Annotated in this window: 10 protein-coding genes and 1 pseudogene; 4 read left to right on the top strand and 7 right to left on the bottom strand. The window is 46.1% G+C overall.

Going from position 1 to position 12,805, the window contains the following annotated elements:
- Positions 1-5 precede the first annotated feature (5 nt).
- From MASE_RS18150 to MASE_RS18135, 4 genes are all read right to left on the bottom strand, one after another.
- Positions 6-1,766 (bottom strand): amidohydrolase, encoded by a 1,761-nt coding sequence (locus MASE_RS18150; protein WP_014951161.1) that lies wholly within the window; start codon positions 1,764-1,766, stop codon positions 6-8.
- Positions 1,767-1,776: 10 nt separating this feature from the next.
- Complete coding sequence (locus MASE_RS18145) at positions 1,777-2,145, bottom strand: c-type cytochrome (protein ID WP_014951160.1); 369 nt, start codon at positions 2,143-2,145, stop codon at positions 1,777-1,779.
- A gap of 64 nt (positions 2,146-2,209) precedes the next feature.
- Positions 2,210-2,920 (bottom strand): hydrolase, encoded by a 711-nt coding sequence (locus MASE_RS18140; RefSeq protein ID WP_014951159.1) that lies wholly within the window; start codon positions 2,918-2,920, stop codon positions 2,210-2,212.
- Positions 2,921-3,064: 144 nt separating this feature from the next.
- Positions 3,065-3,487, bottom strand: coding sequence for a YybH family protein (locus MASE_RS18135; protein WP_014951158.1), 423 nt, complete (start codon positions 3,485-3,487; stop codon positions 3,065-3,067).
- Between the two features lie 621 nt (positions 3,488-4,108).
- On the opposite strand from MASE_RS18135, the pseudogene MASE_RS18130 reads away from it, so the two are divergent.
- Positions 4,109-4,890, top strand: a pseudogene (locus MASE_RS18130) (sulfite exporter TauE/SafE family protein).
- A gap of 155 nt (positions 4,891-5,045) precedes the next feature.
- Here the strand turns inward: MASE_RS18130 and MASE_RS18125 are convergent.
- From MASE_RS18125 to MASE_RS18115, 3 genes are all read right to left on the bottom strand, one after another.
- Entirely contained in the window at positions 5,046-7,163 is a 2,118-nt protein-coding gene (locus MASE_RS18125; RefSeq protein ID WP_014951155.1) for a TonB-dependent receptor, read from the bottom strand.
- Positions 7,164-7,234: 71 nt separating this feature from the next.
- On the bottom strand, positions 7,235-7,645 hold the full coding sequence (locus MASE_RS18120) for a hypothetical protein (protein ID WP_014951154.1): 411 nt from the start codon (positions 7,643-7,645) through the stop codon (positions 7,235-7,237).
- A 68-nt stretch (positions 7,646-7,713) separates the two neighbouring features.
- Entirely contained in the window at positions 7,714-8,994 is a 1,281-nt protein-coding gene (locus tag MASE_RS18115) for a sigma-54 interaction domain-containing protein (protein ID WP_014951153.1), read from the bottom strand.
- Between the two features lie 155 nt (positions 8,995-9,149).
- Between MASE_RS18115 and MASE_RS18110 the strand changes: the two genes are divergently transcribed.
- From MASE_RS18110 to cydB, 3 genes are all read left to right on the top strand, one after another.
- On the top strand, positions 9,150-9,755 hold the full coding sequence (locus MASE_RS18110) for a Tll0287-like domain-containing protein (protein WP_014951152.1): 606 nt from the start codon (positions 9,150-9,152) through the stop codon (positions 9,753-9,755).
- Positions 9,756-10,081: 326 nt separating this feature from the next.
- Positions 10,082-11,662: a cytochrome ubiquinol oxidase subunit I gene (locus tag MASE_RS18105; RefSeq protein ID WP_014951151.1), complete on the top strand. Its 1,581-nt coding sequence runs from the start codon at positions 10,082-10,084 to the stop codon at positions 11,660-11,662.
- A complete protein-coding gene (cydB, locus tag MASE_RS18100) occupies positions 11,659-12,795 on the top strand; it encodes a cytochrome d ubiquinol oxidase subunit II (protein ID WP_014951150.1) in 1,137 nt (378 codons plus the stop codon). The genes MASE_RS18105 and cydB overlap by 4 nt, the downstream gene beginning before the upstream one ends.
- Positions 12,796-12,805: the final 10 nt, after the last annotated feature.

Here is a 12,805-nt window from a genome sequence, read left to right as displayed (position 1 = left end):
CTCAATTAACGTTGTTGGGAGAAGTTAACCGGTGACCACGCGGGCTCGGCTGTTTCTATTGGTGTTGCGAGTTCTGGGTACTGCTGTCTATCGGCAAAAACGACGTTGCCGTCTACGACAGTTAACTGTGCTTGTGTGTTTAGTAATGCCTTTTCACCTATTTTTAAGATATCGTGGTTAAGGATAGCAAAGTCAGCGTAAAAGCCAGGTTGTAATCTACCCTTAACGTTTTCTTCTCCAGATAGTGCAGCGCTGCCTTGAGTAAATAGCTTAAGGGCTGTCAGTCTGTCTACATGTTCTGTACCTAAATCAAAACCACCCACGGTTTTTCCGCTCACTGCCCAGTAATAGGTTGCCCATGGATTAAAACTTGAAACGCGGGTACCGTCTGTGCCTAAGCCCACTGTGATACCAGCACTAAGCATTTGCTTTATAGGGGGCGTGCGCTTGGCTTGCTCGGCGCCATATCGCTCAACGAAATCCTCACCAGCAAAGGCCATACGACCTTGTACCGCAATCGAGCCACCTAACGTTTTAATGCGCGAAAGATTTTCATCAGACACCGTCTCAGCGTGGTCAACAATCCAGCGCACGCTATCAACGGGCTGTGTTGAGTGAATATGTTCAAGTACGTTTAAAATACGTGTTATAGATTGGTCATAAGTGGCATGGAGCCTAAACGGCCACTGCTGCAATAGATGAAGCCTAATCACTTCTTCCAGCGCATCTTCGGCTTCGCCTGGAAGTTCAGGGCGTGGCGCACGAAAGTTTTCATAGTCTGACGCTTTATAAGTGAGTAGCTCGCCACCGCCTTCAATTACATAGCCATTGTCTAAATGAATATGCTGGTTTTGATTTGCTTCATACTTACTCATCCATGTAGCAAAACTCACCATTTCTTTATTAGGCACTTGCGGGAACAAGTAATTAGAAACCCGTATCGGTAACTCACCGAGCTTGGCAAGGGTTTCACTGGCTGTATAGTCTTCAGGAAAGGTATGGCCACCGCCGCCTGCGTCTACTACACTGGTTACGCCTAGGCTAAGTAGCTTGCGATAAAACTGTCGACTGGAATTTAACTGTTCATTTGCGCTTAGTTGAGGCAGCGCGGCAATGGTCTTATATAAAATCATTGGGTTGGGTTGAGCGAGCAAAACACCTGTGGGGTTGCCGTTAGCATCTCGCTCTATCACGCTTCCCTTTGGCGCTTGGGTGTCTTTGTCTATTCCCAGTGCTTCAAGGCCTTTTTTATTGAGCACACCACCTGAGTAAAGATGAAGCACAAATACCGGTGTGTTTGGCGCGATGTCGGTAAGCTCTTGTGGTGTAGGTAAGCGCTTCTCTTCAAATTGATAAGGGCTAAAACCTCCAATGACTCTTACCCATTGACCCTTGGGCGTGCGTTTGGCTTGTGCTTCTAGCATGGCTAAGCCTTCTTTCAAGCTTGTAATACCTTCCCAGCGAGTTTCTAAATTATAAAAACGTCCTCCACGCGTTACGTGCATATGCGAGTCATTAATACCTGGAATGAGCCGCTGTCCTTTTGCATCGATTACTTGAGTGGCACTATCTGCGTCTGCTAGCAGCTGTTGGGCATCTTGCGAAAAGGCGCTAAATTTACCGTTTTCTACGCTAAGAGCCGAATAGGTTTGGCCGCTCGAATTTGTGATTTTTGCATTTACAACGACCAAATCTGGGGCAGCCATTGCCTGGCTAGCGCCAAACAATAGAGCAACAATCGAAAAACGTGACAATAATAAATTCATGGGATAGCTCCTAGTTATTGCTGCTTTGGCTAGTGGTTTGTTTACCTGACTGGGCTGCAAAATAAGTGGCTAGGGCGTCAATATCGTCATCGCTAAGCCCTGATGCATTGGGGCGCATGATGCTGGCCATACCGCCTTTCCTGATGCCGTCGCGATAAGCTTTAAGTGCATAAACTAGGTACGGTTTGTTTTGACCTGCCAAATTAGGGTTACTTTCAATGTTGGCAATGCCTGTTTCACCGTGACACCCCATACAGTATTGTGAAAGTGTTTGGCCTTTTTCGTATTGCGCGCTATCGGTATTAGCGCTAACGCTGAAAGAAAGTGTTGCGATTTGAAGCGCGGTCAATAGTGCTACAAGTGGGTGCAAAGCTCTCATGTTAAACTCCTCGTGCAGTAACGATACAAGTGCGACAGGTCACGGTGACCTGTCGCATCAAAGGCTACTGGCCTTCTTTGGCGTTAAACATTTCGGTTGCGTAAATAAGGCCTAAACCGTATCCCCCAGCATGTTCTTTTGCGATGTTTGTCACGTCCACATAGCTTTCAGTGCGAGCCCAATCACGTTGAAGTTCTAGAAGGTACTGTAACCAAGTAATGGGTTGAGCACCTGCCTGAATCATACGCTGAACCGCCATGTCGTGAGCTTCTTTAGATACACCGCCAGACGCATCGGTTACAAAATACACGTCATAGCCTTCTTCAATGGCAGACAGCACTGGCCCTACACCGCAAACTTCTGTCCAAAGCGCTGCAATAACAATTTTGTTCTTTTTAAATTTCTTAACCTTGTCGGTGACTCGCTTATCTTCCCAGGTGTTCATCGTTGTGCGGTCAATAGGTGTTTGGTCGGGGAATACTGCTTTTAATTCCGGGAAAAGCGGGCCGCTGAATGACTTTTCAGCTACGGTTGTCAGAATGGTGGGTACATTAAATGCCTTTGCAGATTTTGCTAGACCTGTAACGTTGTTGCGCACATCTTCGATTGAATGTGAGCGTGTTGCAAACGCCATTTGAGGCTGGTGGTCGATAAGAATGACCGTGTGGTTGTCGGGTGTCAGAAGGCTCTTGGCTGGCTCTCCCGCTTGCACAGAAGGAACAAGAAAGGTTAAGCCAGTAACAAGTGCTGCCATTGATTTTTTGATATTGAACATTGTGATTTCCTCTTGGATTAAGTTTGTTGTGAGTACTTCGTAAACCTCGAGATAAATCTTATGTTCGTTTTTGTTGATTTAAAATGCGTAAAAATTCATCAAATTATTCTAATTTTTAGAATTAAATGCCTGGATTTGAGAGGATCACGCAAAATCTAACAAATCAGTACCGAAGAAGTTATCGATGACACAGCGCCATTCACCACTTGCATCCCTTTGCAGAACGTAAACGGCGCGCTTACCCTCGCAGGGTAGGGCGTTGGGTGTTGCTTTAGGAACAAGGTAAAGCTTAGCGACGACTAGCGCTACGTCACCGGCTTGTATAACCCGTTCATCTCCGGTTGTAACAAAATGATCGGGCATGAATTTCTTTTGAAATTTAAGCAGGGCATCAACGCAGTCTCGCTGCGTGGCATGTTCTTCAGCGGCTTGGTTTTGCGTTGAGCTGGACATAGGGGTCGCGACCACTGTTGCATCGCTAGCATAACATTGGGATAAGGCGTCTTGATCGCCGCGGTTTACTGCGTCATGCAACTGTTGTAACACGTGAGATATTGGATTGTTCATGGCTGTCGTTCCGTTATTTTTACCGCAAGACGAGCCAATAAAAAACCCGCCTTTGCGGCGGGTTTAGTGAATTCTATTTACGCACTAGCTAACCCGCCCATTCCTTAGAATAGCGAGAATAATAATCAGCGCAGACGCTGAGTAAGCAGTATGTGTATTCGTGTTTTTAGGCATAGTATTTAAAAACAGTGCGCTGCTAGTGAGTATTTAATGACCCGAGTATCCTGTGCATAATGAAGAAAGTCAATGGGTTTTTAGGTGTAGAAATTAGACCAATGCGAGTGGGTGGGCAAGCGGTAAGTGTAAGATGTAAGGTCTCACGCTACCCTAGGCTTCAAATATGGTAATGCGAATAATCGAGCCCTGCTTTAAACAATCATAAATATCTTTATCAGTGAACCCGCTATTGCGGAGAAGTTGCCTGGCAACTAGCTTAGCGCCTTTTGTACACTGCTTGTCACGTATTATTCGAAGTGCTTTGTTTAAATAACTAATAGAAGGCATGATAAATAACCTTACGCGCTAGGCGTGAATTTTGTATGATATTTAAACGATATGTTTTGGTGTAATGATCACTCAAACCATACAAACTGTGTTACGAATTAAGGTGGAATTTGACCCTTGGAGTTACTTTATAGCTGGTTAACGGCCAATGATGCGATGTCGATGTCATCATCAGTAGTACTTGTTGTTACCTCCTTCTTTACGTCGATGATGACAGCAACGCTGGGTATTGGTGGCGGGGTCTTATTACTGGCAGTAATGGCCGGTACTATGCCAGTCAGTGCGCTGATCCCGGTTCACGGTTTAGTACAGCTTGGTTCAAACGGTAACCGTGCACTGATGACGGCAAGGCATATCGACTGGAATATGCTGAAGTATTTTTCTTTAGGCGCAATCGTTGGCGCTTTTTTGGCCTCGTTTGTTGTGGTTCAGCTGCCGTTGGTTATTATTCAATTTGCGGTTGCCGCATTTATTTTATTTCTGGTGTGGGGGAGTAAACCCAAAGCACAAGAAATGAACCCCGCGGGTAGAACATTGGCAGGGTTAGTAACCACGTTGGTTTCAATGTTTGTAGGTGCTACAGGGCCTTTGGTGGCGGCCTTTGTACACAGAAATAATTACAGCAAAATGCAGATAACCGGCACGTTTGCCAGCTGTATGACACTGCAACACGGCCTTAAAGCGTTTGTTTTTACCTTTGTAGGATTTTCCTTTGCCCAGTGGGCGGGGCTTATCATTATTATGATTGCCAGTGGTGCGCTCGGCACGTTTTTCGGCTTGAAGGTATTAAAGCGTGTCCCCGCTGAAAATTTATGCTGGCGTTCAAGATAGTGGTGACACTGTTAGCCCTGCGCCTTTTATGGCAGGCATTCTCAGCTTTATTTCCCGCTGTAATCTAACACAGCTTTTTAGCTTCAAAATACTTACGTTAGTGCACAAGTTTTCATTTCTAGCGTTTAAAACGGCATGTGTATCAGACATTAAGAGAAGATAAACCAGCGAAGGCAGACCACTGGTTTATCTTTATGCCCTTTGGAGTTTGAGTTTTAAACGGTTAGAACCTGTAGCTCAGCGATAAATGCCACTCTCGTCCGGCAGCGGGTATTCGCTCACCTACTGCAACATCAGTATTCCTCACGCGGTTAATTCCCGCTGTGTGTGGGGCGTAATGCTTATCAAATAGGTTATGAACGGTGGCCGTAATCTGAAGATTTGACCGCGCATTATCTATAAGGGTGAAAAGCCCCGTAATATGCACCAATCCATATCCAGCGGTAGTGCTTTCACTTTGTAGCGCTGAAACGTAGTTTTGTGCTCCTGCCAATTCTGACGTTAATTGGAGTGCCATTGGCAAATCAAGCAGCTGTGTGTCCCACTGAATGGTAGTGATGAGCTGTTCGGGGGCAATACGAAACAAAGCATCGTCGATATCGTCGCGATTACCGTGCTGAACACTTGCTACTGCGTTAAGCCTTACGTTATCAAACACGTTACCCGAAACAGTCAGATCTGCCCCTTTGATTACGGCGTCTGTATTAGTCCATTGAAATGGTGTTGTGCCTGCCATCATGGTAGAGACCATATTGGCAGCCATATTCATGCTGGGAGAACCAGTAATATAGTCTTCAATATCTTGATAAAAGAGACGAGGAGAAACTGACCAGCTTTTGAAACGGTAATCAATACCCACATCTATCTGGCGTGCAGTTTCGTTGTCTAGAGCCAAGTTACCAATGTAGTTAAATCCGTCTGCCATTCCCCCAGAAATACCAAGAGGTAGCCACGTATAGCGCTCGAAGTAAGTAGGGGCACGGTTTTTCTGCGATACCCCAAGGACAACATCGACATTGTCGCTGGCGTGATATCGCGTGCTAGCGGCAATATCTAACATGTTATAGCTCTTACTGCGTTCTGCCGCGTTGAAATCATCAACGAGTGAAGCAATGGCAGGGTTCATCATAACCATATTAGAACCGGCTAGCCCGGCATCCATGTCAACACGTGTATACCGGGTACCAATTGTTGTTGAATAAGATGCTTTATCTCGCTGCCATTCTGCGTATACGCTGGCTGTGTCTTTTTCTACGTTGGTAAAGTTATCAACGAAGAACATGCCGTTATTAGGGTTGGTGATGGTCGAGTTATTCCTGCTGTGGTGCAGATAGGCACCCAGTTTGAGGTCACCTTCATAAAATGGCATTACATAGGTGGCATCTACACCTTGAGCAATAGCATCAGCGTTATTCTCTCTCGCCATGTCGGCAGACATCACCATGCGCTGTGAGAAGTTGTCCATGGCATGTTGGTTGCTGTTGCCAAACCAGCTTAACGTGAAGAACTCCCTATCGTTTGCGTTATAGCGATAGCCCAGTCGATACCAAGCGGCATCAATAAAACCAATGTCCATGGCTAAAGCAGGGGTGCCGCTTTCGTTAGTATTAAGTTGCTGATAACTCACATCGACTTGGTGATTGCCCCACTCGACGCCCGCCCTGAACTTACCGCCATTTCTTTGGTAATGGCTGTTTGGTATAACGCTGTTATCTCCCGACTCTTGTTCGTCGCGCTGCTGATGAGTGAAGGCGCCGCTAACAAAAGCCTGCTCACTCTTATAAAACAGATTGCCTTGGTATTGCTGACCGCTCCCCGGAGATATTGCGCTTGCACTTACGCTACCGCTAAAGCCTGTATTCAAGTCAAAAAGTGCTGAGGCATCAGAGTGAATGCGAAGCTTTCCGCCTAGCGTCTGCACACCTGCACTTACTGGCACAATCCCCCGGTAAAGGGTGGCGGTCAGTCCTGGTTCTGGCAGCACATGAGAAAGGGGCGAGTCCATGGCGTTTGGTCCTGCTCCAGCAATATCAACGCCATCAATGCTTACGCCAACTCGGTCACCATAAAGTCCTCTATACTGAATAAGCCCAGTGACTGGGCCGTTTCGGGATATCGACACGCCAGGTAATGTGGCAAGCTGATCGCCGAAGTCAGCGTCAATATTGCTGGTAGCACTAATAGACTCTTGCTCGATATTTTGCGTGCTAAGGGAAAGCGGTGTGCCAATAACGGTGACCACTTCTGTCGAAGTGTTATCGGCTAAGTCGATGGTGTTTGCGTAAATGTGTACGGGCGCGCACGCAGTGAATACGGCAAGCGCAATGATAGATTGCTTCATAACAATTCCATTTTAAAAAACGAGTGTTGTGCATGGTGAAAGCATGCATGTTCAGTGTGTTTTGGAGGTTGTTATGCGTGTGGTGGGGCACGACTTAGCGGCGCCGCGTAAGCAAAATCTGTAAAGGGCTTAGCCGCTAAACGCGCGACTAAAGCGCGATAGCGAACCAGCGATAGTAAAGGTAATGTGGCATGTAGTGGCTCGTCAACCTGAGGTAAGTCGGCTAACGTGCCATTGGTACAGTCAACGTGCTCGGCGGGTGCTTTGAGCAGTTCGGGGCTAACAAAAACGAACTCACCTTCAAACTCAGTGGCGCTAATTGAAATGTAGCGCATGGTCTTGCCAGTACAAATAAGTTCAATATCTTCACCTACAAACGCACGTGCTTGCTGCATAGTATGGGCAGCAAGGCCAAGTGCTAATGCATTTTGCAAAAGCATACAAAGGCAAAGTGTTAGTGTAAGTAGGCGTCTTAAAGTCATTTTTCTTTATCTGGTTAGCGCCTTTTTATCATAGCCTGCGTTTTGGTAATTTTTCTACCTATTATTTTTTACGTATCTCCAACCCCCGCTTTTTTCAGCTTTCTGTAAAGTGTACGGGTACTCACTCCCAGCGCTTGTGCAAGTTGCTGGGTATCGCCTTCAAAAGACGTGTGAATCTGACGTAAGTATTGGCGTTCCAATTCGTCTAAGGTTACAACGTTACCGTGAGATGAAGAGGCATCATTGATAGCATCAGAGCTTATGTTATCGAGCTCGGGTAAGTCTGTATCGTAAATAACGGTTTCATCAGCCAGTAAAATAGCTTGGTCTACAATGTTTTTGAGTTCGCGAATATTGCCTGGGAACGGGTAGTTGGTTAGTTTTTCTAGCGCGTTTTTATGAAACCGTTTTTTCTCTTTAGACATTGCCAAAAAGTGAGCGGCTATCAGTGCTATATCTGGTCTTCTTTGTTTTAAAGAAGGGAGGTTGATAGGAAAACCGGCAATGCGGTAGTAGAGGTCTTGTCTGAATTCGCCCGTTTCCACCATGTGCTTTAAATTTTTGTGTGATGCACACACCAAACGAAAATCAGCCTTTTTAGACACTGTGCTTCCTACAGGTCGATAAGTTTGAGACTCGAACAGCCGCAGAAGCTTTACTTGTGTGGAAAGTGGGATATCGCCGACTTCATCAAAAAACAATGTGCCGCCTTCCGCTGCTTCTACGAGCCCTTTCTTATTTGTGGTTGCGCCTGTAAATGCCCCTTTTTCATAACCGAATAGTTCGCTTTCAAGCAGCGTGTCAGACATGCCGGTACACTCGATGACAACAAATGGTTTGCCAGCACGGTGACTACTCGAGTGAAGTGCTTGGGACACCAGCTCTTTACCCGTGCCGGTTTCGCCAAACAGTAGTACTGAAATATCTGAGTTAGCGGCGCGATTTATTTTGTTTAGCATTGCTTTAAATACCTCTGATTCGCCGACCATCTTTCCTGCTGAAGGTCGGTTTGAGGCAAACGAAAGCTTATCGAGTATTTCCAAGAAACCTAATAATTCTCCGCTACCGTCGAAGATCGGGCGCATGAGGATGTCGCAGTAGCTTTGACCCTCACTGGTGGTATGAACGTGTACTACGCTAGCCGCTCGTCCTGTGGCTTTACTCTCTTGCATGGGGCAATGCTCGCCGCACTTATCGCAAGGTTTGCTGTTGCGGTGAGAGACTTGATAGCAGGTACTAAAGCCAAGCTTTATATCCACAGGGTAGGTGTCTCTGTAGGGCTGGTTGACAGCTTCAATAACGTAGCTTGGGTTAATGAAGATTGCGGGTTTATCTATCGCATCTATCATTGCTTGTACTATGGATATATTCATGGGTAGCTGAATATTAGGTTGTTCTAATTTAATTGTGGCAATTTATCATATTGGCATAGAGCTTGTTCACTGTTTGAGACAAACGGCAATACTTCGGTAGCAACTCATTCAATTCCAAAGAGAGTTTTATAATGAAAAATAGCGTAATGCTGGTGGCGATAAGCTTATTGGCAAGTAGTGCTCATTCATTGGCAGATACAGTGACTGCCAATGAGAAAAAAAGCGAAAACAGTGTACAGGAAAAAGTCAAAGAAGCGCGATTACACGCGAAAGCACTGGGAGGCGCGCTAAAGTCACGACTACAGCAAGCAATTCAATCAGGAGGGCTAGAGGCTGGCGTTAACGAATGCCAGATTGCAGCGGCTCCTATTGCTCTGGCGCTTAGTCAAAACGGCTGGGAGGTTGGGCGTACCGCGCTGAAAGTAAGGAACCCAAACAATGCGGCAGATCAATGGGAGCGTGAGCAGTTAGCGTGGTTTTCACAATTACTGACCAAATCTAAGCAAGACAATTTGGCCCCTAAAAGACCTATTGAAACTTATCAATACGATAGCGAAAGCGGTGAGTTTAGGTACATGATGGCGATTGAACAAGGTCAGGTGTGCATGGCATGCCACGGAGCCAATGTGGCACCTTCAGTAAAACAATCCATTCTAAAGCACTATCCCAATGATCAAGCTACAGGGTTTGAATTGGGTGATTTACGGGGTGCATTCACAATCACATATACACCCTAACGCGCCCTATTCTCTACCTCTCAATGTTCACCTACGTGACCTTTCTCTTGTGCCATATTTGTCACCTAAATGACAAATATGGCGAATGCATCGCCATGAATTGTTGCGTTGGATCAATAAGCCACACGCTCGGTCGTGGAATAATTTATCTGCACAGTACGAAAATACCGCCGTTTATCGGTAATTGCGCTTAAGCAGCCAAATTACTGATGTATGGCATAAACCGTGCTCTTGCCATGCGGCATATTCACGTGTTCATCACTGAATTTTAAACCACTTTTCTGCTAAGCGTTTAACGCGCACACGAAATACAAGGGAGATAACCCATGAGCGATACGTTAATAGAACTATCGCGGTGGCAATTTGCATTAACTGCAATGTTCCACTTTATATTTGTACCCTTAACTTTGGGGCTTAGTTTCTTACTTGCCATTATGGAATCGGTATACGTAATGACGGGTAAAGAAATTTATAAGCAGATGACCCAATTCTGGGGAAAGCTGTTTGGAATTAACTTTGCCATTGGTGTAGCCACAGGCTTAACCATGGAATTCCAGTTCGGAATGAATTGGTCTTACTATTCTCACTATGTAGGCGATATCTTCGGTGCGCCACTTGCCATCGAAGGCCTAATGGCCTTTTTCCTGGAATCTACCTTCGTGGGTTTGTTCTTCTTTGGCTGGGACAAAATGTCAAAGGTGAAGCATTTGATGGCGACTTGGCTGGTGGCCATTGGTTCAAACTTCTCTGCACTGTGGATCTTGATTGCTAACGGCTGGATGCAATACCCGGTAGGCGCTGAATTTAATTTTGAAGCCATGCGTATGGAAATGACCAGCTTTGCTGAGGTTATTTTTAACCCCGTAGCACAGGTCAAATTTGTTCACACTGTATCAGCAGGTTACGTGACCGGCGCAATGTTTGTGTTGGCAATTTCAAGTTACTACCTGCTTAATCATAAGCATATCGCCTTTGCGCGCCGTTCGTTCGCCATAGCTGCTAGCTTCGGCCTAGCCTCAACGCTTTCTGTGATCGTGTTAGGTGATGAAAGTGGTTATGAGCTTGGTGATGTACAAAAAGTGAAGCTGGCAGCAGTTGAAGCTGAGTACGAAACCCATCCTGCACCTGCGCCGTTTACTGTGTTTGGTATTCCAAACGACGAAAAGCAGGAAACCGAGTACGCCCTTCAAATTCCTTGGGCAATGGGCATTATTGCTACCCGTTCGTTAACCGAAGAAGTAAAAGGTATTAAGGATCTTAAAGAAGAGAATCGCGAGCGTATTCTAAGCGGAATTAAAGCCTATGAAGTACTTGAAGATGTAAGAAACGGCACCGCGACAGCTGAGCAACGTACTGCCTTCGACCAAAATAAAGACAGTTTGGGCTACGCTATGTTGCTAGAGCCTTTCACTGAAAACGTTTCAAATCCTTCTGATGCCGCGCTTCAACAGGCAGTAGATTACAGCATTCCGCCGGTTGCCCCATTGTTTTGGAGTTTCCGCCTTATGGTTGTGGCTGGCTTTATTATGCTTGCGCTATTTGTGTGCGCCTTTTACTACAGCACTAAACACAAGATTACTAAGCCACGCTGGTTATTAAAAAGCGCGCTCTACGGTTTGCCGCTTCCTTGGATTGCCTGTGAGGCTGGCTGGTTTGTCGCTGAATATGGTCGCCAGCCATGGTCAATTGCAGAGGTGCTTCCGGTGCATACGTCGGTATCTAATCTCGCCGTAAGCGACGTGGTAATAACCCTTGTAGCCTACAGTGCTTTCTACACCGGCATGTTCATTATTGGTTTTTACTTAATGAAGAAGTTTGCCAAAAAAGGGCCGATTCCCCCTGCAGATAAGCAGCCTGACACTGAATTTGATCTTATTGACCTTGATGAGCAAGGAGCAAAAGCATGATTGATTATGAATTACTAAGAGTCATTTGGTGGTGCTTGGTTGGCGTTCTGCTAATTGGCTTCGCGGTTACTGATGGCTTCGATTTGGGCGTTGGAGCTCTGCTCACGCTTATTGGTAAAAATGACAAAGAACGTCGCGTAATGATAAACACGGTAGGACCGCATTGGGATGGCAACCAAGTTTGGTTTATCACCGCAGGTGGCGCTATTTTCGCCGCGTGGCCGATGATTTACGCCACTGCGTTTTCTGGGTTTTACCTCGCGCTGGCCCTTACCTTAATTGCCCTTTGGATGCGCCCGATAGGCTTTGATTACCGCAGTAAATTACCTAACCCGCAGTGGCGTAAAGCGTGGGATTGGGCGTTATTTGCTGGCGGTATTATCCCAGCCCTTATCTTTGGTGTGGCGTTTGGTAACCTGCTGTTGGGCGTACCGTTTGAAATGGACAGCACGCTTAAATCAACTTACACAGGCTCGTTCTTTGGCCTTTTAACACCGTTTGCGCTGGTGGCAGGACTGCTATCTGTGGCTATGTTGCTGAATCACGGTGCAACCTGGCTACAAATGAAAACCGATGGCTTTATTGAAGTTCGCGCACGTGCAGTATCGGTTGTGTTAAGCCTGGCTGGTGTCACGCTATTTGTACTTGCAGGTCTTTGGGTAGCATTTGGATTAGATGGCTTCGTGATTACCTCGGCAGTCGACACTATTGCAACGTCAAATCCACTTAAGAAAGAGGTTGCCATTGAAGCTGGAGCTTGGATGAGCAACTACAGCAAATACCCCCTTATGATGGCAGCACCTGTGCTGGGTATTATTGCGGGTCTGGCCTGTGCGCTTTTCTCTAAGAAAGGTAATGCAGGCATGGCGTTTGTATCGAGTGCGCTATTTATAGCAGGCGTTATTTTAACGGCTGGCTTTTCTATGTTCCCATTCTTAATGCCAAGCATCACTATGCCAGAGGCGAGCTTAACCGTATGGGACGCTACGTCTAGCCATATGACGCTAAACGTAATGTTTATCGTTGCCTGTATCTTTGTGCCTATTGTACTTAGCTACACGGCTTATAGCTTTTACGTAATGCGCGGGCGTATTAAAAATGAAGACCTTGACCAGTCTCACACCATTTATTAAGGAGAACGTT

The sequence above is a fragment of the Alteromonas macleodii ATCC 27126 genome (assembly GCF_000172635.2).
In the GTDB taxonomy this organism is placed as follows: Bacteria; Pseudomonadota; Gammaproteobacteria; order Enterobacterales; family Alteromonadaceae; genus Alteromonas; species Alteromonas macleodii.
The sequence above is the reverse complement of the archived record's forward strand: the minus strand, read 5'-3'. Positions and strand labels throughout refer to the sequence as shown.

Coding starts and splice junctions, on each gene's coding strand:
- cydB (WP_014951150.1), top strand. CDS start 11,659: ATGATTGATTATGAATTACTAAGAGTCATTTGGTGGTGCTTGGTTGGC.
- MASE_RS18105 (WP_014951151.1), top strand. CDS start 10,082: ATGAGCGATACGTTAATAGAACTATCGCGGTGGCAATTTGCATTAACT.
- MASE_RS18140 (WP_014951159.1), bottom strand. CDS start 2,920: ATGTTCAATATCAAAAAATCAATGGCAGCACTTGTTACTGGCTTAACC.
- MASE_RS18145 (WP_014951160.1), bottom strand. CDS start 2,145: ATGAGAGCTTTGCACCCACTTGTAGCACTATTGACCGCGCTTCAAATC.
- MASE_RS18125 (WP_014951155.1), bottom strand. CDS start 7,163: ATGAAGCAATCTATCATTGCGCTTGCCGTATTCACTGCGTGCGCGCCC.
- MASE_RS18115 (WP_014951153.1), bottom strand. CDS start 8,994: ATGATAGATGCGATAGATAAACCCGCAATCTTCATTAACCCAAGCTAC.
- MASE_RS18135 (WP_014951158.1), bottom strand. CDS start 3,487: ATGAACAATCCAATATCTCACGTGTTACAACAGTTGCATGACGCAGTA.
- MASE_RS18150 (WP_014951161.1), bottom strand. CDS start 1,766: ATGAATTTATTATTGTCACGTTTTTCGATTGTTGCTCTATTGTTTGGC.
- MASE_RS18120 (WP_014951154.1), bottom strand. CDS start 7,645: ATGACTTTAAGACGCCTACTTACACTAACACTTTGCCTTTGTATGCTT.
- MASE_RS18110 (WP_014951152.1), top strand. CDS start 9,150: ATGAAAAATAGCGTAATGCTGGTGGCGATAAGCTTATTGGCAAGTAGT.